Annotated in this window: 17 protein-coding genes and 1 pseudogene; 9 read left to right on the top strand and 9 right to left on the bottom strand. The window is 61.6% G+C overall.

Annotated features, from left to right (window positions below; all coding sequences use genetic code 11):
• Nucleotides 1-366: 366 nt before the first annotated feature.
• The 4 genes from J2Z31_RS00945 to J2Z31_RS00930 are packed head-to-tail and all read right to left on the bottom strand — an operon-like array spanning nucleotide 367 to nucleotide 7,191.
• Nucleotides 367-2,436, bottom strand: a complete 2,070-nt coding sequence (locus J2Z31_RS00945; protein WP_209600002.1) for a hypothetical protein — start codon at nucleotides 2,434-2,436, stop codon at nucleotides 367-369.
• Between the two features lie 7 nt (nucleotides 2,437-2,443).
• Complete coding sequence (locus J2Z31_RS00940; protein WP_209600001.1) at nucleotides 2,444-5,257, bottom strand: DUF4159 domain-containing protein; 2,814 nt, start codon at nucleotides 5,255-5,257, stop codon at nucleotides 2,444-2,446.
• Nucleotides 5,254-6,174 (bottom strand): DUF58 domain-containing protein, encoded by a 921-nt coding sequence (locus J2Z31_RS00935; RefSeq protein ID WP_209600000.1) that lies wholly within the window; start codon nucleotides 6,172-6,174, stop codon nucleotides 5,254-5,256. Before J2Z31_RS00935 ends, J2Z31_RS00940 begins: the two co-directional genes overlap by 4 nt.
• A 3-nt stretch (nucleotides 6,175-6,177) precedes the next feature.
• The gene (locus tag J2Z31_RS00930) at nucleotides 6,178-7,191 is read right to left on the bottom strand and encodes an AAA family ATPase (protein WP_209599999.1); all 1,014 of its coding nucleotides are present in this window, start codon (nucleotides 7,189-7,191) and stop codon (nucleotides 6,178-6,180) included.
• 258 nt (nucleotides 7,192-7,449) lie between these two features.
• On the opposite strand from J2Z31_RS00930, the gene J2Z31_RS00925 reads away from it, so the two are divergent.
• Genes J2Z31_RS00925 through J2Z31_RS00915 form a run of 3 tightly spaced genes read left to right on the top strand, consistent with a single transcriptional unit; the run spans nucleotide 7,450 to nucleotide 9,955 of the window.
• Nucleotides 7,450-8,070 carry a DUF1285 domain-containing protein gene (locus J2Z31_RS00925; protein ID WP_209599998.1) on the top strand — a complete coding sequence of 207 codons (621 nt, stop codon included), beginning with the start codon at nucleotides 7,450-7,452 and terminating at the stop codon, nucleotides 8,068-8,070.
• Nucleotides 8,067-8,699 carry a CoA pyrophosphatase gene (locus tag J2Z31_RS00920; RefSeq protein WP_209599997.1) on the top strand — a complete coding sequence of 211 codons (633 nt, stop codon included), beginning with the start codon at nucleotides 8,067-8,069 and terminating at the stop codon, nucleotides 8,697-8,699. Before J2Z31_RS00925 ends, J2Z31_RS00920 begins: the two co-directional genes overlap by 4 nt.
• Nucleotides 8,696-9,955, top strand: coding sequence for a CCA tRNA nucleotidyltransferase (locus J2Z31_RS00915; protein ID WP_209599996.1), 1,260 nt, complete (start codon nucleotides 8,696-8,698; stop codon nucleotides 9,953-9,955). Before J2Z31_RS00920 ends, J2Z31_RS00915 begins: the two co-directional genes overlap by 4 nt.
• A gap of 13 nt (nucleotides 9,956-9,968) precedes the next feature.
• Here J2Z31_RS00915 and J2Z31_RS00910 read toward each other — a convergent pair whose 3' ends face one another.
• Entirely contained in the window at nucleotides 9,969-10,151 is a 183-nt protein-coding gene (locus J2Z31_RS00910; RefSeq protein ID WP_209599995.1) for a DUF1059 domain-containing protein, read from the bottom strand.
• Between the two features lie 459 nt (nucleotides 10,152-10,610).
• Between J2Z31_RS00910 and J2Z31_RS00905 the strand changes: the two genes are divergently transcribed.
• The 5 genes and pseudogenes from J2Z31_RS00905 (at nucleotide 10,611) to J2Z31_RS00890 (ending at nucleotide 14,321) form a co-directional block, all read left to right on the top strand.
• Nucleotides 10,611-11,153, top strand: a complete 543-nt coding sequence (locus J2Z31_RS00905; protein WP_209599994.1) for an adenine phosphoribosyltransferase — start codon at nucleotides 10,611-10,613, stop codon at nucleotides 11,151-11,153.
• Between the two features lie 716 nt (nucleotides 11,154-11,869).
• Nucleotides 11,870-12,004 (top strand): annotated as a pseudogene (locus J2Z31_RS29695) (IS110 family transposase); the annotation flags it as partial.
• Nucleotides 12,005-12,154: 150 nt separating this feature from the next.
• Nucleotides 12,155-12,556, top strand: a complete 402-nt coding sequence (locus J2Z31_RS29095; RefSeq protein WP_234939217.1) for a transposase — start codon at nucleotides 12,155-12,157, stop codon at nucleotides 12,554-12,556.
• Nucleotides 12,557-12,680: 124 nt separating this feature from the next.
• Nucleotides 12,681-13,232, top strand: a complete 552-nt coding sequence (locus tag J2Z31_RS00895; protein WP_209599993.1) for a DUF4334 domain-containing protein — start codon at nucleotides 12,681-12,683, stop codon at nucleotides 13,230-13,232.
• Between the two features lie 687 nt (nucleotides 13,233-13,919).
• The gene (locus J2Z31_RS00890) at nucleotides 13,920-14,321 is read left to right on the top strand and encodes a hypothetical protein (protein WP_209599992.1); all 402 of its coding nucleotides are present in this window, start codon (nucleotides 13,920-13,922) and stop codon (nucleotides 14,319-14,321) included.
• A gap of 620 nt (nucleotides 14,322-14,941) precedes the next feature.
• On the opposite strand, the gene J2Z31_RS00885 is transcribed toward J2Z31_RS00890, so the two are convergent.
• The 4 genes from J2Z31_RS00885 to J2Z31_RS00870 form a co-directional block, all read right to left on the bottom strand.
• Nucleotides 14,942-16,276, bottom strand: a complete 1,335-nt coding sequence (locus J2Z31_RS00885) for an RkpR, polysaccharide export protein (RefSeq protein ID WP_209599991.1) — start codon at nucleotides 16,274-16,276, stop codon at nucleotides 14,942-14,944.
• Nucleotides 16,277-16,936, bottom strand: a complete 660-nt coding sequence (locus tag J2Z31_RS00880) for an ABC transporter ATP-binding protein (RefSeq protein ID WP_209599990.1) — start codon at nucleotides 16,934-16,936, stop codon at nucleotides 16,277-16,279.
• Complete coding sequence (locus J2Z31_RS00875; RefSeq protein WP_209599989.1) at nucleotides 16,933-17,703, bottom strand: ABC transporter permease; 771 nt, start codon at nucleotides 17,701-17,703, stop codon at nucleotides 16,933-16,935. The genes J2Z31_RS00880 and J2Z31_RS00875 overlap by 4 nt, the downstream gene beginning before the upstream one ends.
• Before the next feature lie 405 nt (nucleotides 17,704-18,108).
• A complete protein-coding gene (locus tag J2Z31_RS00870) occupies nucleotides 18,109-19,167 on the bottom strand; it encodes a glycosyltransferase family 2 protein (RefSeq protein WP_209599988.1) in 1,059 nt (352 codons plus the stop codon).
• Between the two features lie 268 nt (nucleotides 19,168-19,435).
• On the opposite strand from J2Z31_RS00870, the gene wecB reads away from it, so the two are divergent.
• The gene (gene wecB, locus J2Z31_RS00865) at nucleotides 19,436-20,557 is read left to right on the top strand and encodes a non-hydrolyzing UDP-N-acetylglucosamine 2-epimerase (protein WP_209599987.1); all 1,122 of its coding nucleotides are present in this window, start codon (nucleotides 19,436-19,438) and stop codon (nucleotides 20,555-20,557) included.
• Nucleotides 20,558-20,567 lie beyond the last annotated feature (10 nt).

The raw sequence follows: 20,567 nt of genomic DNA, 5'->3' as shown, positions 1-20,567 counted from the left end.
GCGATCCCGTGCTCTGGTCATGCAGGGACATGCCAAACCCTAAAGGACTTCCGCCATGACAAAGGGGAGTTGAGCGCTGTCTGTGAAATCGTAGACGACGCGTCGTAATCTACCTTGCGGCGCCTCATTTGGAGTGCACGCATCTCCCAACTCGTCATCCTCGGGCTTGACCCGAGGATCCACACGCAAGCATTGGCTGACTTTGGGGACTTACGCCCCAGCCGGGACTGTAACCAGGCTTGGCATGGATCCTCGGGTCAAGCCCGAGGATGACGACTGTGTGGAGATGGCCAAATTCCACTTGTCCGCCAGACGATGCCCGCATAGTCGCGAGAAGGCGCCAGAAACTGAGATCTCGATGTCCCGCTACCGGCCCTCGCGATACCAGGTGGCGGAGAGGATCAGGAGCAGGGCGGCGAGGCCGAGGAGGCCGGAGAACAGCGACAGGGAATTGACACCCTTGAGCACCGTCTCATCTGTCATCTTCAGCGACAGGCGCTGGTCGTCGGCGACGCGCACGGCGCCTCGAACCGGCAGGACCGAGGGGAGTTCGACCGGGCCGTCGGCATTCGCCAGGCGGCGCAGCGTCCCCTTGGTCTTCTCGGCCCAGGGCTTCAGCTTCTCTTCGGTCGAGATCGCTGCCTTGAATTCCGGAGCATCGACATTGCCGACATGGACGAGCGTCGTCAGTTCGTCGTTGGCGATCTCGAAGAGGCCGATTTCGTCGGCCTTGACTTCCGCCTTGTAGAGTCCGGGCTCTCTCTCCGCCAGCGTCACCTCCTGCGTGCGGCCCGAGGGATAGGTGAGCGTCGCCTGGCCCGGGTCGCCCTCGATCGTCTGGCGGGTGATTTCGAGTGTCCGGCCGGAAGCCCGTGCGGTCAGGGCTTCTTCCTCGAGGGCAGGCTCCTGCATCAGCCAATGGGCGGTGCGGCGATAGAGCGAAACATGCGGGCCGCCGCCCTCGAAATTGCGTGCCCAGAGCCAGCCTTGGTCGGAGAGCAGCATGGCGACGCGCCCCTTGCCGACCCGGTTCAGGACGAGCAATGGCTTGCCGTCCGCCGCCTCCATCACCGACTGGCCGAGCGGCCTGTCGACATCGACGGTGCGGAACCAGCGTCCCCAGGCCGGGGGCTCGCTCGATGCGCCTTCGAGGCCACGGGTGACCGGATGTTTCTTGCCGTCGTCGGACAGGCGCGGGAAAAACGCCTTCTCGTTCACGACGCCGGTGGGGTTTGCCGGCAGCACGGCCTCCAGCGGCGTTGCCGCAATCGAATCGTCGCCGGCATGTTCCGGCCCCGCCGCGATCAGCAGCGCGCCGCCGTTCTGCACGTATTGGGCGATGTTGTCGTAGTAGAGGATCGGCAGCACGCCGCGGTGCTGGTAGCGGTCGAAAATGATCAGATCGAACTGGTCGATCTTGTCGACGAAAAGCTCGCGCGTCGGAAAGGCGATCAGCGACAGCTCGTTGATCGGCGTGCCGTCCTGCTTTTCCGGCGGCCTGAGAATGGTGAAATGGACGAGGTCGACGGCGGCGTCGGATTTCAACAGGTTGCGCCAGGCCCTTTCCCCCGCATGGGGTTCGCCGGATACGAGAAGGACGCGGAGATTCTCGCGAATCCCGTCGAGCACGTGGACGGCGCGGTTGTTCGCCTCCGTCACTTCACCGGGAACCGGATCGACCGCGAATTCGAGAATATTGTTGCCGCCGCGCGGAACGGTAAAGCTGAACGGCACCTCGGTGCCGGGGTCGGCGATTTCGGTGGCGATCTCGTTGCCATTGAGCCGGATCGTCACCTCGGCGCTGCCGCCCGGAGCGGCTCCCTCATCGACGACGCGATAGGTGAGGTTCTGTTGCTCGCCGACGATGCCGAAGCGCGGTGCGCTGACGATCTCGACGCGGCGGTCGAATTCGTCCGGCCTGCCGGTGATCAAGGCATGGATCGGCGCTGCGAAGCCGAGCGACTGGTTCACGTCAGGCACATCGTGGACCTGGCCGTCGGTGATGAAGATGGCGCCGCCCACGCGGGCGGGCGGCACGTCGGCAAGAGCCGTCGTCAGCGCTTCGAAGAGCTTCGTGGATGGTGCTTCGCTCTCCTCGCCATCCGCCGCCTCGACGATGCGCGTCTCGAACTGCGGAAAGCGGGCGAGGCGCTCCTTGAGGTCGGCAAGCGCCCTGTCGGCCTGTTCGCGCCGGCCGGAGTTCTCCTGGCTCTGGCTGCGGTCGACGACGACGGCGACAATGGTCGAAAGCGGTTCGCGCTCCTCCTGGAACAGCACGGGATTTGCAAGCGCCAGGCAGAATGCAGCAAGCGCCGCGGTCCTGAGAAATGCGCCGCGAACGCGCTGCAGGATGCCAAGCGCGGCCAGGGCAGCCGCAGCCAGCACCAGCGCCGTCAGGTAAGGCCAGGGGAGGAGCGGTGAAAAATCGATGGTCATCGCCGCCTCACTGGCCAAGCCGCTCGAGCAGAGCGGGAACATGCACCTGGTCGGCCTTGTAGTTGCCGGTCAGCATGTACATCATGATGTTGACGCCCGAACGATAGGCATGCTCGCGCTGCATTTCGTCCGGCGGAACCGTCGGCAGCACAGGCACCCCGTTCGGATCGACCGCCCAGGCACCGGCGAAATCATTGCCGGTGATCATGATCGGCGTCACCCCGTCGCCGGGCCGGGCAGGGCGGTTGCTCGGTTCCTCGCGGCTGTCGAGCTGCGCCTCTATCCAGAGGGGACTGCCGCTGTAGCGGCCGGGAAAATTCGTCAGGAGGTAGAAGGCCTTGGTCAGGACATGGTCGGTCGGGACGGGCTCGAGCGGCGGAATGTCGAGATTGGCGAGGATCGCCTGCAGCCGCTCCGTGTTCGGGCTCGTTCCGTTCGAGGAGGCGCCGAGCGAGGAAAACTGGTCGCGCGTGTCGAAGAGCACCGTGCCGCCGGCGCGCATATAGGCGTCGATGCGGCTCACCGCCTGCGGGCTCGGCATCGGCGCGTTTGCCGAGATCGGCCAGTAGATGATCGGATAGAAGCTGAGCTCGTCCCGCATGATGTCGAGGCCGACGGGGGTGCCCGGCTCCAGCGTCGTGCGGTAGGTCAGGAAGTTGGTGAGCCCCTGGAGGCCGCTCTCCGAAAGCCGGTCCACGTCGCCCTCGCCGGTGACCACATAGGCGAGATGGGTCGTGTCCAGCCGCTCGAGAATGCGGTCGTCGCCCGCACGCACGTCGTCGGCGCGGGCATCCGGCGGCAGGACAAAGGCGGCGCCGGCGATGAGCCAGACAAGCGCCGCCGCGGAGCGCGCCAGGCGGATGCGCGAGAAGGCGCCGCCCATGAAGAGAACGATGGCGGCGTCGGCGAGCAGCAGCAGGGCCGCAAGCGTCATCAGCGCGGGCTTCAGCGACCAGCTCTCCGCCTCGGCGAGCCGCTCGAAGGTATAGGGGCCGGCGGCGGTCATGTCGATGCGTTTCAGTTCGGCGTCGCGCGGCAGTAGATTGAGCGCCGTAAAGCCGTCCTCCGAGCCGTAAAGCCCAGGCGGATTGTCCGGCGTTGCGATCGGCGTCCTTCCCGGCATGATCTCGAGCGGACGGGCATTGCCGGTCTCGGCGACGAGAACGCCATCGGCGTTCAGCAGCCGGTAGGGCGGGAGCGCTTGCGCCTTCACCGCCTTGCCTTCGCCGGCGACGCCGCCGCTGCGCGAAAGCTGGACGCCACGGCGCAGCATTTCCACGAAATGTCCCGAAATCGGCAGGTTCGACCAGGTCGCCTCGGCGCTGACATGAAAAAGAATGATACGCCCGGCGCCCTCGGCCGCCGTCGTGACGAGCGGCGTGCCGTCGGCGAGGCTTGCCCAGGTTCGCTCCACCAGGTCGGCGGTCGGTTCGGCGAGCACCTGCCGCTTGACGAGGATGTCGGTCGGCCGCGGCAGGCCGGCGAAGGGGCTCGTTGCGGGATAATCGGCAAGCGGCTGCGGTTCGGACCAGGACAGGGCGCCGCCGAGCGCCCGTTCGCCCTGCCGGAGCGTCACCGGGACGAGCGGGTCGTCCGCCGGTGCTGCGGCAAGCCGCGGGCCGGCGAAACGGATCAGCATGCCGCCATTGTCGATCCATTTGGTCAACCGCGGATAGATCTCCTCCGGCAGCCGGCCGATATCGGCCATGATCAGCACCGATGGATGCTGCTCGAGCAGTTCGGGTATGGCAACGGCGAGATCGGTGCCGCGTGGCTCGACGAGGTCGGCGTAAGGGGCGAGCGCCCGTTTGATATAGTAGAGCGGCGACAATAGCGGCTGCGACTGGTCGCGCGTCTCGCCACTCAGCAAGGCGACGCGGCGCCGACGGAAGCCGTCGTCGAGGAGGTGCATCGCACCGGCCGTGGCGGCGCCTTCAACGCCGATGCGGGCAAAATCGTTCCTCAATTCGAAGGGCGCTTCGATCGTCCCCTTCGCCACACCCTCGCCGGCGGCGAAATCGACCGTGCCGTCGGCGATCGCGAGACCGCGGCTGTCATAGGCGACGATCGGGAGAGACCGCCGCTCGTCCGTCCTCAGACGGGTTGCCGTCACCGACATGCCGGCGGAGTCGTTGCTCGTGTCGGTGATTGCCACCGCCTCGCCGCCATCGGCTTCGACCACTCTGATTTCCGCCGCGCCGAGCTCGCGCAGCGCCTGCATCGCTTCGGCGTCGGCTGTCTCAATGCCATCGGTGATGAAGGCGATCGTTCCGGGCGGGGCGTCCTCGAAGGCGGCCCGGAGCGCCGCGAGTGCCGTTCCGCGATCCGCCGGAAGCGGCTGAGGCGAGGCGGCGGCGAGCCGGGTGCGCGCGGCGGCCGCCGATCCCGGCGTCGCGTCGTGCTGCCGGTCGCCCGTGAGCACGAAGGTGACCGCAAGGTCCTTCGCTTCCGCATCGTCGATCAGCGCCGAGGCGGCCTCGACCCGCCGCTCCCAGTCCGGGGCGGTCGCCCAACTGTTGTCGATCACGAGTGCCAGCGGGCCGGAAGAGGCGAGCGTGTTGCCGCGCGGATTGAAGACCGGGTTAGCGATCGCGAGGATCACCGCGGTCGCCATCAGCATCCTGATGAGCGTCAGCCACCACGGGCTCTTCGACGGCGTTTCCTCGCGCTTGATCACCGAAGCGAGGATCCTCAGCGGCGGGAAGACCTCCGCTGCCGGTCGTGGCGGCGTCATGCGCAGAAGCCACCAGATGACCGGCAGTGCCACGAGAGCCGCCAGCATGGCCGGATTGGCGAAAGCGAAGGAGAGGGCGCCGATCATAGGAGTCCCCCGTGGGTTGCCCGGCCGGGCATGCCCGAGAGATACATGTGCACGGCGACCAGGGCCTCTGAAGCCGGCCGGTCGGTTCTGTGGGGCGTGAAGGTCCAGCCGAGATGGCGCAGGCCCTCGCCAAGGCTGTCACGCCGCGCGCGATAAGCGCGCTGATAATCCTCCCTGATGATTTCGGCACGGCCGGCGGTCAGCTTCTCGCCGGTTTCCGGATCGGTGAATTCCGTGCGACCGGCATAGGGGAAGACTTCTTCGGCCGGGTCGGCGATTTCCACGACATGACCGCGCAAGCCTCGACGCGCGAGCGGCCCGAGCCGCTCCATGACCTTGTCGGCCGGATCGAGAAAATCGCCGATCAGCACGAGGTCGCTGGAACTGCGGATCATCCCGGTATTGGGAAGACCTTCGGCAAGCGGGCTCAGCATGATTGCCGTCGCCAGCCTTTCGGCGGCATTGCGCGCCGAGACGGGCTCCATGACGCCGGGGCAACCGATCCGCTCGCCGGAGCGGGCGAGGATTTCGGCGAGCGCCAGCATCAAGACGAGCGCGCGGCTTTCCTTCGAGACCGCGCCAAGCGTCGACTTGTACATCATCGAAGGCGAGAGATCGGCCCAAAGCCAGATCGTATGCGCCGCTTCCCACTCGCGATCGCGCACATAGGTGTGGTCGTCGCGGGCGGAGCGGCGCCAATCGATGCGCGACATGCTTTCGCCCTGGCTATAGGGGCGGAACTGCCAGAAATTCTCGCCAATGCCGCGTTTGCGCCGGCCATGCCAGCCGGAAATCACGGTGTTGGCGATCCGTCGCGCCTCGACGAGGCAGTCGGGAACGAGCATGGCGCGCTGCTGCGCGCGCGACAGGACCTCGCCGGAGGGCGTACGCGCGACTATCTGCCCGATCGAGGCCATCAGCTATCCTTTGGCTCGTTTCACCAGGTCGGCGATGACATCGCGCACCGTCATGCCCTCGGCGCGGGCGGCGAAGGTCAAGGCCATGCGATGCTGCAGCACCGGTTCGGCAAGCGCGAGGATGTCGTCGATCGAGGGGGCGAGCCGGCCGTCGTACAACGCGCGCGCACGGGCGCAGAGCATCAGCGCCTGGCCGGCGCGCGGTCCCGGCCCCCAGGCGACATTCTTGTCCGTCGTCTGGTTGCCGTGGCCCGGCCGGGCGGAGCGGACGAGCGCGAGGATGGCGTCGACCACCTTCTCGCCCACCGGCATCTGGCGGATGAGGCTCTGGATCTGCTGCAGGCGCTCGGCATTGATGACGGAGCGGGCTTCCGGCTCCATCACGCCCGTGGTCTCCAACAGGATCCGCCGTTCGGCGGAAAGCTCCGGGTAACCGACATCGACCTGCATCAGGAAGCGATCGAGCTGGGCCTCGGGAAGCGGATAGGTGCCTTCCTGCTCGAGCGGGTTCTGCGTCGCGAGCACGTGGAAGGGCTGCGGCAGGTCCTTGCGGGCGCCGGCGATGGTGATGTGGTATTCCTGCATGGCCTGCAGGAGCGCCGATTGGGTCCGCGGCGACGCGCGGTTGATCTCGTCGGCCATCAGAAGCTGGGTGAAGATCGGGCCGGGGATGAAGCGGAACGAGCGGTGGCCGGCCGGATCCTGATCCATGACCTCCGAGCCGAGAATGTCCGAGGGCATCAGGTCCGGCGTGAACTGGATGCGGCTGTTGTCGAGCCCGAGAACGGTGCCGAGGGTAGCGACCAGCTTGGTCTTGGCAAGCCCGGGCACGCCGACGAGCAGCGCGTGACCGCCGGAAAGCACCGCAAGCAGCGTCTGCTCCACCACGGCTTCCTGGCCGAAGATGACCTTTCCGATCTCCGCGCGGATGAGCGCGATTTCACCGAGCGCCGCTTCCGCGGCGGCGACGATGGCCGTCTCGTCGGTTAGCTCGGCCGCACCTTTCATTACACTCATCCCGCTCTCCCGCGCCTGCGCTTCGAACCGAATCGTCGAACCTCGACATTCGGCTCCGGTTTTTCCAATTTAGACTGTGGCAGACGGCTGACAAGCCGCCGTCGACGCACTATCTCGTGAGCCGTGAACCGCTCCGCTTCGTTCTGGCACGGGCGGAATGCGGACGAGATGCTTTGGAGCAAGGCGATCGGACATTCCACGCGCTTCGACGGACGCGTCAGCTTCAGGTTCAAAATCGGGGCCAAACGGGACAGAACGATGGCAGAGGCCAAGATTCAGCGGACGGGCGATGCGGCGGGACTTGCCGCATTGATCGCCCGTGCTGCCGGGCAGACGGGCGAAGCAAGGGAGCTCCCGCCGGTCGAGCGCTGGAACCCGCCGTTTTGCGGCGACATCGACATGGAGATTCTAAGCGACGGCACCTGGTTCTATATGGGCACGCCGATCGGGCGCCAGCCGCTCGTAAGGCTTTTCTCGACGGTGCTGCGCAAGGACGAGGACGGTAAGACCTATCTCGTCACCCCCGTGGAAAAGGTCGGGATCCGCGTGGCCGATGCGCCCTTCGTCGCCGTCGAAATGAACGTGACCAGGAGGGACGGCGAGAATGTGCTGACATTCCGCACCAATGTCGGCGACGTGGTCGAGGCGGGGCCTGAACACCCGCTGCGTTTCGTCATCCACGGCGAAAACCGCGAGCTGAAGCCCTATCTGCATGTCCGGGGCCGCCTGGAAGCGCTCGTTTCCCGGCCGGTCATGTACGACATCGTCGAGCTTGGCGAAACGGTAGCGGTCGATGGAGCCGAGACGTTCTGCATCCGGTCGGCCGGGGCCGTTTTCCCGATCATGCCGGCGGCGGAACTGGAAGCGCTCTCCCGATGACTCATCCGCTCTTTTCCGCCGACGAGTTCCGCCGCCGCGCGCGGGCGCAGACGGGCGGTCCGATCGAGACCGCCTGGCGCGATCATGGCGATTTCCTGCTCAATCCCGGCATCGTGCCCTATCTCGAGACCCTGCATCTGAAGGATGCGGCGGTGCTCGTCCCGGTCGTCGACGACGGCGACGATGCGAGCGTGATCTTCACGCAGCGCACCTCGACATTGCGCAAGCATTCCGGCCAGGTGGCCTTTCCGGGCGGCGCCGTCGATCCCGAGGACCACTCCATCGAGTTGGCGGCGGTGCGCGAGGCCGAAGAGGAGATCGGGCTCGATCCGCGCTTCGTCGAGCCCGTCGGCCGCCTGCCGCACTACATGGCGCTTTCCGGATTTCGCATCACGCCGGTCCTCGCGGTGGTGCAGCCGGGCTTCGAGCTCGTGCCCAATCCGGTGGAAGTCGAAAGCGTGTTCCAGGTGCCGCTCTCGTTCCTGATGGACCCGAAGAATCACGACCGCGGGAGCCGCCATTGGGAGGGCGCCGAACGACATTTTTACCGGATGCCCTATGGCGAGCGGAACATTTGGGGCATTACGGCGGGGATCGTCCGCATGCTCTATGAAAGGCTTTACGCATGACCTCGATTGCCGCCGAGCCGTGGTTCCGGGCTGCCGCGCTGCGCCGCGTCTTCGACCTCCTGAATGTCGAGGGGGGCGAGGCGCGGGTCGTCGGCGGCGCCGTTCGAAACAGCCTCCTCGGCCTTGCTGCCGGCGATGTCGATCTCGCGACCACATGGCGTCCGGACGAGGTCGCCGAGCGCGCGAAGGCCGCCGGCATCAAGGTCGTGCCGACCGGGATAGACCACGGCACCGTCACGCTCGTCGTCGACGGCAAGCCTTTCGAGGTGACCACGCTGCGCCGCGACGTGGCGACGGACGGCCGGCGTGCCGAAGTCGCGTTCGGCACCGGCTGGAAGGAGGATGCCGAGCGCCGCGACTTCACGATCAACGCCCTCTACGTCAACAGCGACGGCGAAATCTTCGACGATGTCGGCGGCCTCGCCGATATCGAGAACCGGACGCTGCGTTTCATCGGCAATGCCGCCGAACGGGTTGCCGAGGATTATCTGCGCATCCTGCGCTTCTTCCGCTTCTTTGCCCATTACGGCAGCGGCAGGCCGGATGCGGAGGGCCTCAAGGCGTGCGCGCAGGCACGCGCAAAACTCTCCACGCTGTCGGCGGAGCGCGTCTGGGGCGAGATGAAGAAGCTGCTATCGGCCGAGGATCCCGGCCGCGCGCTTCTCTGGATGCGTCAGGCCGGCGTGCTAGCCGAGGTGCTGCCGGAGACGGAGAAATGGGGCATCGACGCCATTCCGGGTCTGATTGCCGCGGAGAAGATCTTTTCCTGGGCGCCGGATCCGCTGTTGCGGCTCGCGGCGATGGTTCCGCCGGACACCGACCGGCTCGAGGCACTCGCGGAACGCCTGCGGCTCTCGAAGGCGGAAGCGGCCTTTCTCGTCCGCTTCGCCGAGGCGCCCGCGGTCGCGCCGACCCTGCCGGACGCGGCCCTCGATCGTGCGCTCTATCGCTCCGGCAAGGAGGGCATCATCGCCCGCCTCAAGCTTTCGCTTGCCGCCGCTCGCCGCAAGTCGGAGACCGATCCGGCCTTCCTCGCCGAGACCGCGTCGTTTCAGCGGCTGCTGGCGCGAGCGGAAAAGTGGCAACGACCCGTCTTTCCCCTGAACGGGGCCGACGTGCTGAAGGCGGGCATCGCCCCGGGACCGCAGGTCGGGGAATTGCTTTCTGAGCTCGAGAATTTCTGGGTCGAGCGCAATTTCGGCGTCGACCGGGCGACTCTCGTCGCCCGGCTCGAATTGCTCGTTCGCTCTGGTTGAAGCGCGTCGCCCGTCAAGCAGCCTGCTCGTCGACGATGCGCGCCTTGATGTTGTCGACCATGTTTTCGCGGATGATCGTCTCGCCATGGGTCTCGCGCATATGCTCGACGGCCCGGCGCACGATTTCCGCGTCATTGTCGGCGCGGGTGTGCCATTCGCAACCCGGAACGAGCGTACCGCATTCGAACAGGCGCATGGTGTTCCTCCTTCCTTTGGGCCGTGACGCTCCGGTTGGGCCAGAAGCATCGGCCTCATTCAAGAAGTTGGAGCGGGACGCGAGCGAAAGAGCCGTTCCCGCCCTGCTTCGCTTTTGCATGATGGGCAATGCCGCGCGCGGCTCGACCCAAGCGAGAAGAAGCCTAACGCATCGGCCCGAAAATCGGAACCGATTTTCGGACAACTCGATGCGCAGATTCCAAGAGTTACAGCGACCTTTGCGCGTCTGAAAAGACGCGCGGCGCTAAAACATCAACGGCGGGTTCGGCCAAATTCTTACGGCTGGTTGCTGCGTCTCACGAGGCGGGGCAGAGGGGGTTTCAACACCCGCTCACCCACTCCAAGCCGATCACAAGGCCAAAAGAAATCCCTGTAACCTTGCGCTTTGTTGATGCTATGGCTTTGCGGCTCTCATACTCGTGAAAGGCATTCTCCAAACATGACGTCTGTTCAATCGGAACTGATTTCCTCGATCCGCAGCATTCCGGACTATCCGAAGCCGGGCATCGTGTTCCGCGACATCACCACGCTTCTCGGCAATCCGAAGACGTTCCGCAGGGCGATCGACGAACTCGTCCACCCCTATGCCGGCACCAAGATCGACAAGATCGCCGGCATCGAGGCTCGCGGTTTCATCCTCGGCGGCGCCATCGCGCACCAGCTTTCCGCCGGCTTCGTGCCGATCCGCAAGAAGGGCAAGCTGCCGCACGAGACCGTCAGGATCGCCTACAGCCTCGAATACGGCGTCGACGAAATGGAGATGCACAAGGATGCGATCGTGCCGGGCGAGAAAGTGATCCTGGTCGATGACCTGATCGCCACCGGCGGCACCGCCGAAGGGGCCGCCAAACTCCTGCAGCAGATGGGAGCGGAGATCGTCGCCGCCTGCTTCATCATCGATCTGCCGGAACTCGGCGGCCGCCGGAAGCTCGAAGCGCTGGGCGTCGATGTCCGCACGCTGATCTCGTTCGAGGGACACTGAGGTCGGCTGATTTTCCCGTTCTCCGGCCCGAAGGAGGGCAAATTGCCTGGGAAGCGCTATTTCAGGGAGAGTACCGACACCACAATAGCGTGGGGTGAGATACGGCAAGGCTTCACCTGTGACCCTCATTCCTGTGCTTGTCACAGGAATCCAGCCAGCCAAGTCCTTGGCTGAAAAGACTCTTCCGCGCCGCAGACGCGGCGCTGCTGGATCCCTGTGACAAGCACAGGAATTGTCTGTGAGAAAACTGCTTTAAGTTCAGGTGCCGGTTGCCGGCCCCCGGGGTGGCCACCCCGGAAGCCGTGGCGGCGAGGCGCCCGTACAGGAATGGGTCTTGACGACCGACCTCATCTTGGGACCTTGTCGCCCCGGCTTCGCATCGCTTGTTGACTTGAATGGGCCATCGGTCCGATGCGCCCGCAGACAATGCAAAGCATGGAGCCCATGATGACCAAAGAACTGGCGAAAATCCAGTCCGCGCTCGGCCTCGACATCTCCCGCGACGGCATCACACTTTTCGAAAGCCGCTCTGGCCGAACGCTGACGATCGCCAATAACGCGGAAGCGCTCCGCACGGCGCTCGCATCCTTGGACCTCCAGGTGCCCATGCTGGCAGTCTGTGAGACGACCGGTGGCAATGAAGACAAGGCGCTCAGCGTTCTTTTCCAGTTGGCCATTCCCGTCCATCGCGCCGATGCCGCCAAGGTCAAGCCTATATCCGCTCCTTCGGCAAAAGGGCCAAGTCCGATGCAATCGATGCCCGCTGGCTGGTTCAATACGGCCTTGACCGGGACGCCACGCTCACCCGCTGGCAGCCTGCCGCTGCCGCCCAAGCCCAGATCCAGCTTCTCGTCGCCCGCCGCGCCGACTTGGTCGCCGTGCGGGTTCAGGAGAAGAACCGCCTCAAGGCGCCACGTGCCTCAGCGATCGCCGCGGACATTGAAGGCCATACCGCCGAACTCGATCGACGCATCGCCACTCTGGAGAGGAAAATTGCCAAGTTGATTGAAAAGGATGAGGCGCTCGCCGCGCGCGAAGCGGTGTTGCGTTCGGTCCCCGGACCCGTTCTCGCCGCGTTGCTCCTCGCCCTCATGCCCGGACTCGGCGCCGTCAACCGGCGCCAGGCCGCAAGCCTTGCCGGCTGTGCGCCTCATCCCCGCGACAGCGACAAGGCAAGCCGGCATCGATCAACCGCCGGCGGACGGCGCCAGATCAGGCCGGCACTCTTCGTCGCCGCGCTCACAGCCGTGCGAGGCGACAATCGCCGCGCAGCAGCCTTCAAAGCCCTCGTCAAAGCCGGCAAACCCAAACGTCTCGCTCTGGTCGCCGTCATGCGAAAGATCATCACAATCGCCAATGCACGCCTAAAAGATGTTCAATCCCACGCGCAGCAACTGATTTGATGAGGATCACAGGTGAAGCTTGTCTTACCGCAACCGACGAGGCGCAGCAGGCTGCTGTCGTGTACTGTGAGGGACAAGGCGCAAATGTTCGCCCAAGGCTGATGTTTTCCAGGTCCAGCTCACCATGACCGAACCACTGACGTTCCCGTCCGAAGATGCCGCTTTCCACTTCTTCGACGGACTGCAGCCGGTATCCACCCGGGAACTGGTCGGGCTCTGGAAGGGAAGCGGTGTCCCGACCGGCCATCCCTTTGACGGCGTTCTCGAGAACCTCGGATGGCACGGCAAGCGCTTCCGCCCTGAGATGCGCGCCGATGCACTGTTGTTCAGGATCGGCGACAACCGGCTGCTGCCGATCGATCCGTCTTTGATCCCGCTTGCCCTTGCCCTTCGCTTCCATCGTTTCGGGCGCACCGAAGCCGCAAGAAACCTGTTTTCCCATCTGGCGAGGCATCTGCGTGCGAAAGGCCCGGTCGCCTCCTTGCGCTCGATGCCCTTCCGCAACGCGATGAGCGCGGCGATGGTCTACGACAGAAAACCGATCATCGATTATTTCCGCAAGATCGGCCGCGATCGAGTGCTGGGCGTGATGCAGGTCGAGGGAGACGACCGGCATTATTTCTTCGAGCTCGAGCGCGTGGCGGAGCCCGCCGGTCGCGTGGGCGGAAGCATCTGAGATCACAAAGAACAAAGGGCGAGAGCGGCGGCGCCCTGCATGTGGACGCATGCCGCCCTGGCGAGCACAGGCGCGGAGTCAGTGCCTCAGCCGTCCCGGCCGGCCGGCTAGCCCTTCGCAGAAGATGATGCTAGTGGTACCGCCCCATGAAGGCGTTGCCCCTCACCCTAGCCCTCTCACCGCCGCCGGGGAGAGGGGACGCGTTAGCGCTGTCTGCTCCGTTTCCCTTCGCCGCCTCATGCTGCTGACGACCTCGATGCGGCAGATCCGGGAGGATCGGGTTTAGGATGTCCCGCCCAACCGCGATCTTCTTCGGCTTCGGCCCGTGGTAAGCCTATGTTCCGGGCTGGTTTCCCGACCGGAATTGCAAGGTGGTGAGCCGCAAGCCCTGGCTGATGCTCCTGCAGGCTGGCCGCTTTCGCTTGCTTCTGTACCGGAACGTCGCAGCCTCATTTCGGGCTGAAATATCTCGCGTTGGCTTGCCAAAAATCTAAGTATTTGACCTTCGATCAGTGAGTGCGTAAGCACGTGCGTAGCTGTGGAAGAGGAAGAGTTGCCACGCCATGCAAGGAAAAGTGGAGCGGCGATAAAATCGCGCTTTTTTCGTGATCTAGATTTGACAGGCGACAGCTGACGGAGACGAGGTGGCCCGATCGGGATGCCAATAGGAGCTGAAGGCGTTCGACGATGGATTTAAATGAACTTTTGCCTGAGCTCGAAAAGGCCACAGGCCCAAGCCGAATTCTCGACGCCGCCATCGGCAGGCTAGTCGGTTATAAGCGCAAAGTCGAATACCGTAAGAGCAACCGAACTGGCGGGACGGTCCGTAGAGTATTCTGGATCGTGCCCTCGGGTGACGATTTTGTACGAATGCCTCACTTTACCGATTCCTTGGATGCGGCGGTCGAACTTGCATCAATAATCGTCGCGGATCGTCTGCGTGGGGTTAGTTGGGTGAACGGCACGGCAACCGCCTGCATAGACGACGGCGCGTATTATCACGGCGCGACCCCAGCGTTAGCAATCTGCATAGCGGTGCTTAGCGCTCGCGCAGAAGCGGATGCGCAGGGTGGCGAGGTACACGACTGAAAGAGATCTAATGGACCTGGGAAAACTCGCTGGATACCTCGAAACGGCCACAAGTGCGGACAGAAAGCTCGACATCCTGCTCGGGATGCAGGTCGGATATGAGCCGCACTTGCCTCCTGACGACAGGGCTCAGTCACTGGAGTCAAGTTGGAAGAAGCCGAACGGGGACATTGGCAAGATGCCCGCATTTACAACATCCCTCGATGCTGCTTGGGAGTTTGTCAGGACCTTCTGTCCACACGCGACGCAAGTTGCGGTGACATTTGACCAACACGGGCGGGGAAATGCCGACGTTGATAGTCAAAGAGTACTACAATGTGCCACCCCGGCTCTTGCCTTATGTGCGGCCGCCCTGCGGTGCAGGCTGCGAGAAAGTGACATGTAGTTATGGCTGAGGTACCAAAAGAAATAATCGGTTTACTTATGTGCGAAATCTCGATCGAGACACGCATCCACGGGGAGCAGAAAATGGTCGCTAACTAAGCGCGACGGGCTAGGCATGGGCAGTTGGTGCCCACATCATTAAGGTTGTTATTCCAACCAAGGCGCTTTCATAAAATAATTCCTTTTCTCAGCAAAGTATAACATTCCGCCGTATAATTATACTTCTGAGTTGGCGCCTACGCCCGATCACGAACATTGTAATAGCTCATCACTCCAATTGCCCAAACAAATAGAAGGGCCAAGCTCATTAGAAGCGCGTTGAAGAATCGGCTCGGATACTGAGCCAATTCGGAAAGCGTCGGCTCGATGAACAGGGCGAGATAGCGCTGACGGTTGTTAGCTTCGAGTCGCGCCTTTTCGAGTGACGCCAGGGCAGCCGTATAAGCACGTTCGGCGAACTCGCGCTCGGTCTCCAGCTCCTCGAACTGGGCAATGCGGCCAGCGACGTCGCCTGCTTGCGGATCTCTTGCGGCTGTCCTTTTTTCTCCGGTGCCCAGCCGCTGGCGCTCGACGGCGAGTTGCTGTTCCAGGCTTTCGATACGCGTTTTCAAGACGCGGATACGTGGCGTATCTTCACTCATCTGGCTTTTTGCCGTTGCAAGGTCGGCGTTGAGCTGCGTCAGTTGTTGCTCCAGCGAGCCGATGAGCTGAACGGCGAGCTTGGCACCTTCCACGGGGCTTATTTCCTGCGATTTGTCGCGATAAACGCGGAGCGCCGCGCGCGCTTTTGAAAGCCGCGCTTCAGCCGCCAGCACCTCGTCCTGCGCGGCACTCAGCACGTCATTGCGCGCCGAGAGTGAGAGACTGTTGACGAGTCTGTCGCTCTGGTCGACGATAAATTGCGCGATCTCCTGCGATTGCTTCCGGTCGAACGCCTTCACCGTCACCTGCATGATGCCGGAGGCGTGGTCAAAGTTGACGGTCACCATGTCCCGCCAGTAGGCGAGCTTCTCTTCGATCGGCAGGCCGGAGCCGATGCCGTAGAAAAAATCGAACCCCCGGGTGGCGTAGACCTTCTCAAGCTTGAACTTGCGGTCAGCGTCCGCAGCCATCCGCTCGCTCAGGATGTAATCCATGAGAATGTAGCTGTCGGAAACCGTGCTACTGCCAGTAGCTTGCGTGAACATGCCCAGGATATCGCTTGACACGCCACCTTCGATGCTGCGCACAGCGAAGGATGTCGTGCTGTGATACTGGTCGGCGGCGATGAAGGCCATATAGAGGGAGGCGAGCGTTGCCGGCATGGCGACGAGCCCGAGAAAGGAGGCGCCGATGAACGCATGTCGCAGGCGCAGGTTTTTAAGCCACGCGGGCCTCCAATCAGGCTTCTCAACTGGCTTGATCCTGTCTTGCCGCTCCCGCAGCGGAATGACAGGTGCACTTTCTCTCCCAAGCAGCCCCTCCAGAACGGCAATCCCCCTGCCTCTGCTATCGGCGGTGGCGGTTGAGATATTCTTGTCGGCGTGAGCGGTACCAATTCTGTTGACCACGGCGTCTTTGCTGACCGCCATCTAGTTTTCCCTCATATTTCTGTCGTGGGCCAGTATCGCGTCTTCGATATCTTCATAATAAGTTAGCTTGCCTTTTTCCAGCACGACGCCGCAGTCGCAATAGTCGCGGATCGTTTTTGTGCTGTGCGAGACCATAATCACATCGGAATCCCGAAGCTTGGTCTCGAAGACACCTTGGCACTTTTTCTTAAAATTTGAGTCACCAACCGCGGTGATTTCGTCGACAAGATAATAGTCGAAGTTGACGCCCATGCTCAAGCCGAAGGCGAGCCGCGCCTTCATGCCGGAAGAATAGGTACCGACGGGCGCCTTGAAGAAGGGGCCGAGCTCGGCGAAATCCTCGACATAGGCGATCAGTTCCTCGGTATCTACGCCGTAGATACGGGCGACGAAGCGGACGTTCTGTTCGCCGGTCATTGTGCCTTGGAAACTGCCGGCAAAGCCGAGCGGCCAAGAAATCTTGCCGCGGCGGATGATTCGCCCCTTGTCGAGTTTGATCGCACCGGCGATCAATCTCAGAAGTGTCGACTTGCCGGCGCCGTTGCGACCGAGCAGTCCGACGCTCTTGCCCCGGTTTAGGGCGAGCGAGGCGTCCTCGATGATTGGCTTTTTGATGCCCTTGGTGCGGGCATATTTCGTCGCCTGCTCAAACTGGATCATTCGTTTCTCAGCGCTTTTTTGGAAATGGTGAACACCAGCATTCCGGCAAACAATGTCAGAAATGCGATTCCGTAAAGGTAGTTCATGTCGAGGCCCACCGCCCGATATTCCGGATAGAAACCCCGGCGGAAGCCCATGATGATATGTACGAGTGGGTTAAGGAGCACGAGGTCGCGGTAGGGCCCGGGTATTGAATCTGGCAGGAAGAAGACGCCGGAGATCAGGAAGAGCGGGCGGTTGACTATGCCGAAGACCTGTTCGTAAAGCGGATATTTGAGAAAGAGCACGCAATTGATCATCGCCACGCCAAGTCCCAAGAGGCAGGCCATGGCGACCGCTTCCAAGATAAAGGGCCAGTGCATGTTCGTATCGGTGCGTATGCTAGCGATGATTGTGCCGAGCACGATGCATGCCACCAGCGTGGTAGTGCATAACTGGAGTACAAAGCGGGCGACGACCGTATCGATGGGGGCGACGTTCGGATAGCTGAGCAGCGCCTTGTTCGCCCGCACCGCACTGTTCAGGTACGACGCCATCGCCTGGTAGAACTGAAAGGCAATGTAGCCGGTAGCAAAAAAAAGGGCGAAGCTCGTGCCGAGCGCCGGCGCGCGGGCGATGGCCCGGAAGATCAGCGTCAACAGCAGGATGTGCGCTGCCGGGTCGAGCAGCGCCCAGACATAGCCGCCGGGCTTCGAGCCGAAGCGCGTCGCCATCTCGCGCACGAGGAGTGCGCCGACGACGCGAATATGGATCAATAGATGGCTCACGTCAGCCCCCAAACGGATAGAGGATGCGGCCGATGATCCTGAATCTCGGGTCGGAGAGACTGCGGAAGAAACGGATGGGATCGGCCCCGAAATCTTAGACATCGCGGTTCGCGCCCATTACAGGTGTTGCGACGGTAGTCAAGAGGTGGCGCCAAAGGCAAACGCCGTAAGGCCTCCATATGCGCGATGCCGGCCACGGGCGCGACAGCGCCTGTGGTCCTTCGAGTTGCCTTCTGAATGCGGCTACGTTTGCTAAGAATGACGTTGGCTCTCTTGGGTTCGCGACCTTGGCGAAGATAGATGAGATGTGCGTCAGCGAAATGTGCCCCGGCGCTGGTCAGATTCGCAGCGCCGAGCAAAACAGCCGATCGCCCCAGCTCGATCCGATCGAATTTCGAGCGATGATCATTCTCGAGATTTGCTAAAGACTGCATTGTCGCGCTGCTCCAGCATCATTTCCTTTAGACGAGCTGCATCGTACCGGATTTTCGCGAGGACTTGGGGATTCGCCATAGCTCGCTTCATGGCTTTGCGGTAACCAATGTAACGTTTCGCCCGAAGAGAGTGGGACGGCCTGATACGGAAGTACAGATAAAAGAAATATTCTAGTGAATATCTAAAGTATAGACTAGAGCATACGTAGTTTGCAAACGATTTAGCTAGGTAGATATCCGCCTTCTTTTGCTCGCCAACCTCCTGATAGGCTTCAGCTATATTTTTGTAAATCACAGAGCAAGACGATTTGTTTATGGTATGATATTTTTGGAGAATGTGAATGTGCGCGCGAACTCGATTTCGGTGATTCAATGAGATACGGTCGCTATCGTGATCCACGTAGACACAGAGTGTATCTGGAACTCCTACGAATTGGACGTATTCTGCCAGTCTGATAAAAAAGTCCCAATCCTGACACGCGGGTAGTCGCTCATCAAAACCCCCGATCCGTTGAGCGATGGAAGTGTCCACTATCACCGAGGAGAGCGTGCCGATAACGTTGGAGCCTCTGATAATCGCCGGATTGAACGGGCGCGCGCCCGGCTGCCGCGCGATGATATCCCCCTTGCTATTGACGCGGTAACGTCCAGTAGATGATAGGATCGGTCGTTTGTCGCGCTGCCTCGCTACGTGGATTTGCTCCATCTGTGTGGCGAGCTTTTCAGGTAGCCACAGGTCATCGCTGTCCAGAAACGCAATGTAGGCGCCTTTTGCTTGAAAGATGCCCCTGTTACGAGAGTAATTGGCGCCGCGGTTTATCTCGTTTATCAGAAGACTAATGTGCAAAGTCTCAGAGAATTTCGCGATAATAGATCTAATTTCTGCCAGATCCTGAACGGAAGAGCCGTCGTCAACCACAATTACTTCTCTTGGGTGCTGAGTCTGAGCGATGACCGACGTCAAAGCGCGGAGCAAAGTGTGACTGCGATTGAAAACGGGAATGACGACCGTCACGTCTATTGGAAACATGTTGCTGCCTCGGTAGATTCTCTACAAATGCCTTGCCGTCCGCCAAGAGGGCAATGGTCAGAGGGCTACTGAGAAACATTTTGTGCTGCTGATGAATGCGCAATCGGGTATCTCACGTGGACTGCCTAAAATCTTAAAAATGCTCTTAGGAGCTTGCCCAATCCAAATCATGCGTTTATCTGACGTCGCCTCGTAGGCATAGCCAATGCTATGCGTTTTTTCCGCATGTGTCCTCATGATATGTCTTTAAGTTGCATTAGGTAGTCATATGAAAGTGCTGAGTGTCTTTGGAACGCGTCCCGAAGCCATAAAGATGGCTCCACTTGTGAAGGCGCTTGAGGCGGATAACAAATTCGAGTCCCGGGTTTGCGTTAGTGCCCAGCATCGTCAGATGCTCGATCAAGTGTTGAGCCTTTTTGCGATCGAACCCTTCTATGATTTAAACATCATGAAGCCAGGTCAGAGCCTTGAAGGCATCGTAAGCGGGATCCTGACCGGACTCTCTCCTATCCTGAAGGAATTTTGTCCAGATCTCGTGCTTGTGCATGGAGATACCTCCACAACGTTTGCTACTGCATTGGGGGCTTTTTACAACCAAATCCCAGTGGGTCACGTTGAGGCGGGATTGCGCACCGGAAACCTATACTCCCCCTGGCCAGAGGAGGCGAACCGGACATTAACCGGCAAGCTTACGAGGCTGCATTTTGCGCCGACAGAAGAAGCTCGGGCAAATCTTGAGAGAGAGGGAGTCCCCGTTGATGCTATCACGGTGACTGGTAACACGGTGATTGATGCGCTCCTTCAGGTTCAATCTCAGATAGAAACGGATGGCGCGCTGAGTGACCGCCTGGCGTCGCTTTTTCCCTTTTTGGATCAGCCGAATAGAATGGTGCTTATAACTGGTCACCGGCGTGAAAACTTCGGTGCTGGTTTCGAGCAAATATGCCAAGCAATTAGACAGTTGAGCGAGCGTTACCCTCTGGACATCTTTGTCTATCCTGTGCACCTTAATCCGAACGTGCGCGAACCCGTCAGCCGTTATCTTTCAGGTTTGCAGAACGTCTATTTGATTGAACCTCAAGAATACTTGCCATTTGTCTACCTCATGAGCGCTTCTGATATTATTCTGACAGACTCAGGCGGAATCCAAGAGGAAGCCCCCTCACTAGGCAAGCCAGTGCTTGTAATGAGAGAGACAACGGAGCGTCCGGAGGCGGTCCGGGCGGGTACTGTCAAGCTCGTTGGAACTGATAGGGACCGGATAGTTCGCGAGGTAAGCCGACTTCTGGACGATCAGGATGCCTACAATCGTATGGCATTCGCCCACAATCCGTATGGTGACGGCGCGGCCTGCGAACGCATCCTAAATGCGATCTACCAAGCATTTTGACCTTAAAGAG

The organism is Sinorhizobium kostiense, assembly GCF_017874595.1.
In the GTDB taxonomy this organism is placed as follows: domain Bacteria; phylum Pseudomonadota; class Alphaproteobacteria; order Rhizobiales; family Rhizobiaceae; genus Sinorhizobium; species Sinorhizobium kostiense.
Note: the sequence above shows the minus strand (reverse complement) of the source record. Positions and strands in the feature narration are given on the sequence as shown.

Bases quoted from the DNA above. Each gene is read 5' to 3' on its own strand.
- J2Z31_RS00945 (WP_209600002.1), bottom strand. From the start codon at position 2,436: ATGACCATCGATTTTTCACCGCTCCTCCCCTGGCCTTACCTGACGGCG.
- J2Z31_RS00940 (WP_209600001.1), bottom strand. From the start codon at position 5,257: ATGATCGGCGCCCTCTCCTTCGCTTTCGCCAATCCGGCCATGCTGGCG.
- J2Z31_RS00935 (WP_209600000.1), bottom strand. From the start codon at position 6,174: ATGGCCTCGATCGGGCAGATAGTCGCGCGTACGCCCTCCGGCGAGGTC.
- J2Z31_RS00930 (WP_209599999.1), bottom strand. From the start codon at position 7,191: ATGAGTGTAATGAAAGGTGCGGCCGAGCTAACCGACGAGACGGCCATC.
- J2Z31_RS00925 (WP_209599998.1), top strand. From the start codon at position 7,450: ATGGCAGAGGCCAAGATTCAGCGGACGGGCGATGCGGCGGGACTTGCC.
- J2Z31_RS00920 (WP_209599997.1), top strand. From the start codon at position 8,067: ATGACTCATCCGCTCTTTTCCGCCGACGAGTTCCGCCGCCGCGCGCGG.
- J2Z31_RS00915 (WP_209599996.1), top strand. From the start codon at position 8,696: ATGACCTCGATTGCCGCCGAGCCGTGGTTCCGGGCTGCCGCGCTGCGC.
- J2Z31_RS00910 (WP_209599995.1), bottom strand. From the start codon at position 10,151: ATGCGCCTGTTCGAATGCGGTACGCTCGTTCCGGGTTGCGAATGGCAC.
- J2Z31_RS00905 (WP_209599994.1), top strand. From the start codon at position 10,611: ATGACGTCTGTTCAATCGGAACTGATTTCCTCGATCCGCAGCATTCCG.
- J2Z31_RS00895 (WP_209599993.1), top strand. From the start codon at position 12,681: ATGACCGAACCACTGACGTTCCCGTCCGAAGATGCCGCTTTCCACTTC.
- J2Z31_RS00890 (WP_209599992.1), top strand. From the start codon at position 13,920: ATGGATTTAAATGAACTTTTGCCTGAGCTCGAAAAGGCCACAGGCCCA.
- J2Z31_RS00885 (WP_209599991.1), bottom strand. From the start codon at position 16,276: ATGGCGGTCAGCAAAGACGCCGTGGTCAACAGAATTGGTACCGCTCAC.
- J2Z31_RS00880 (WP_209599990.1), bottom strand. From the start codon at position 16,936: ATGATCCAGTTTGAGCAGGCGACGAAATATGCCCGCACCAAGGGCATC.
- J2Z31_RS00870 (WP_209599988.1), bottom strand. From the start codon at position 19,167: ATGTTTCCAATAGACGTGACGGTCGTCATTCCCGTTTTCAATCGCAGT.
- wecB (WP_209599987.1), top strand. From the start codon at position 19,436: ATGAAAGTGCTGAGTGTCTTTGGAACGCGTCCCGAAGCCATAAAGATG.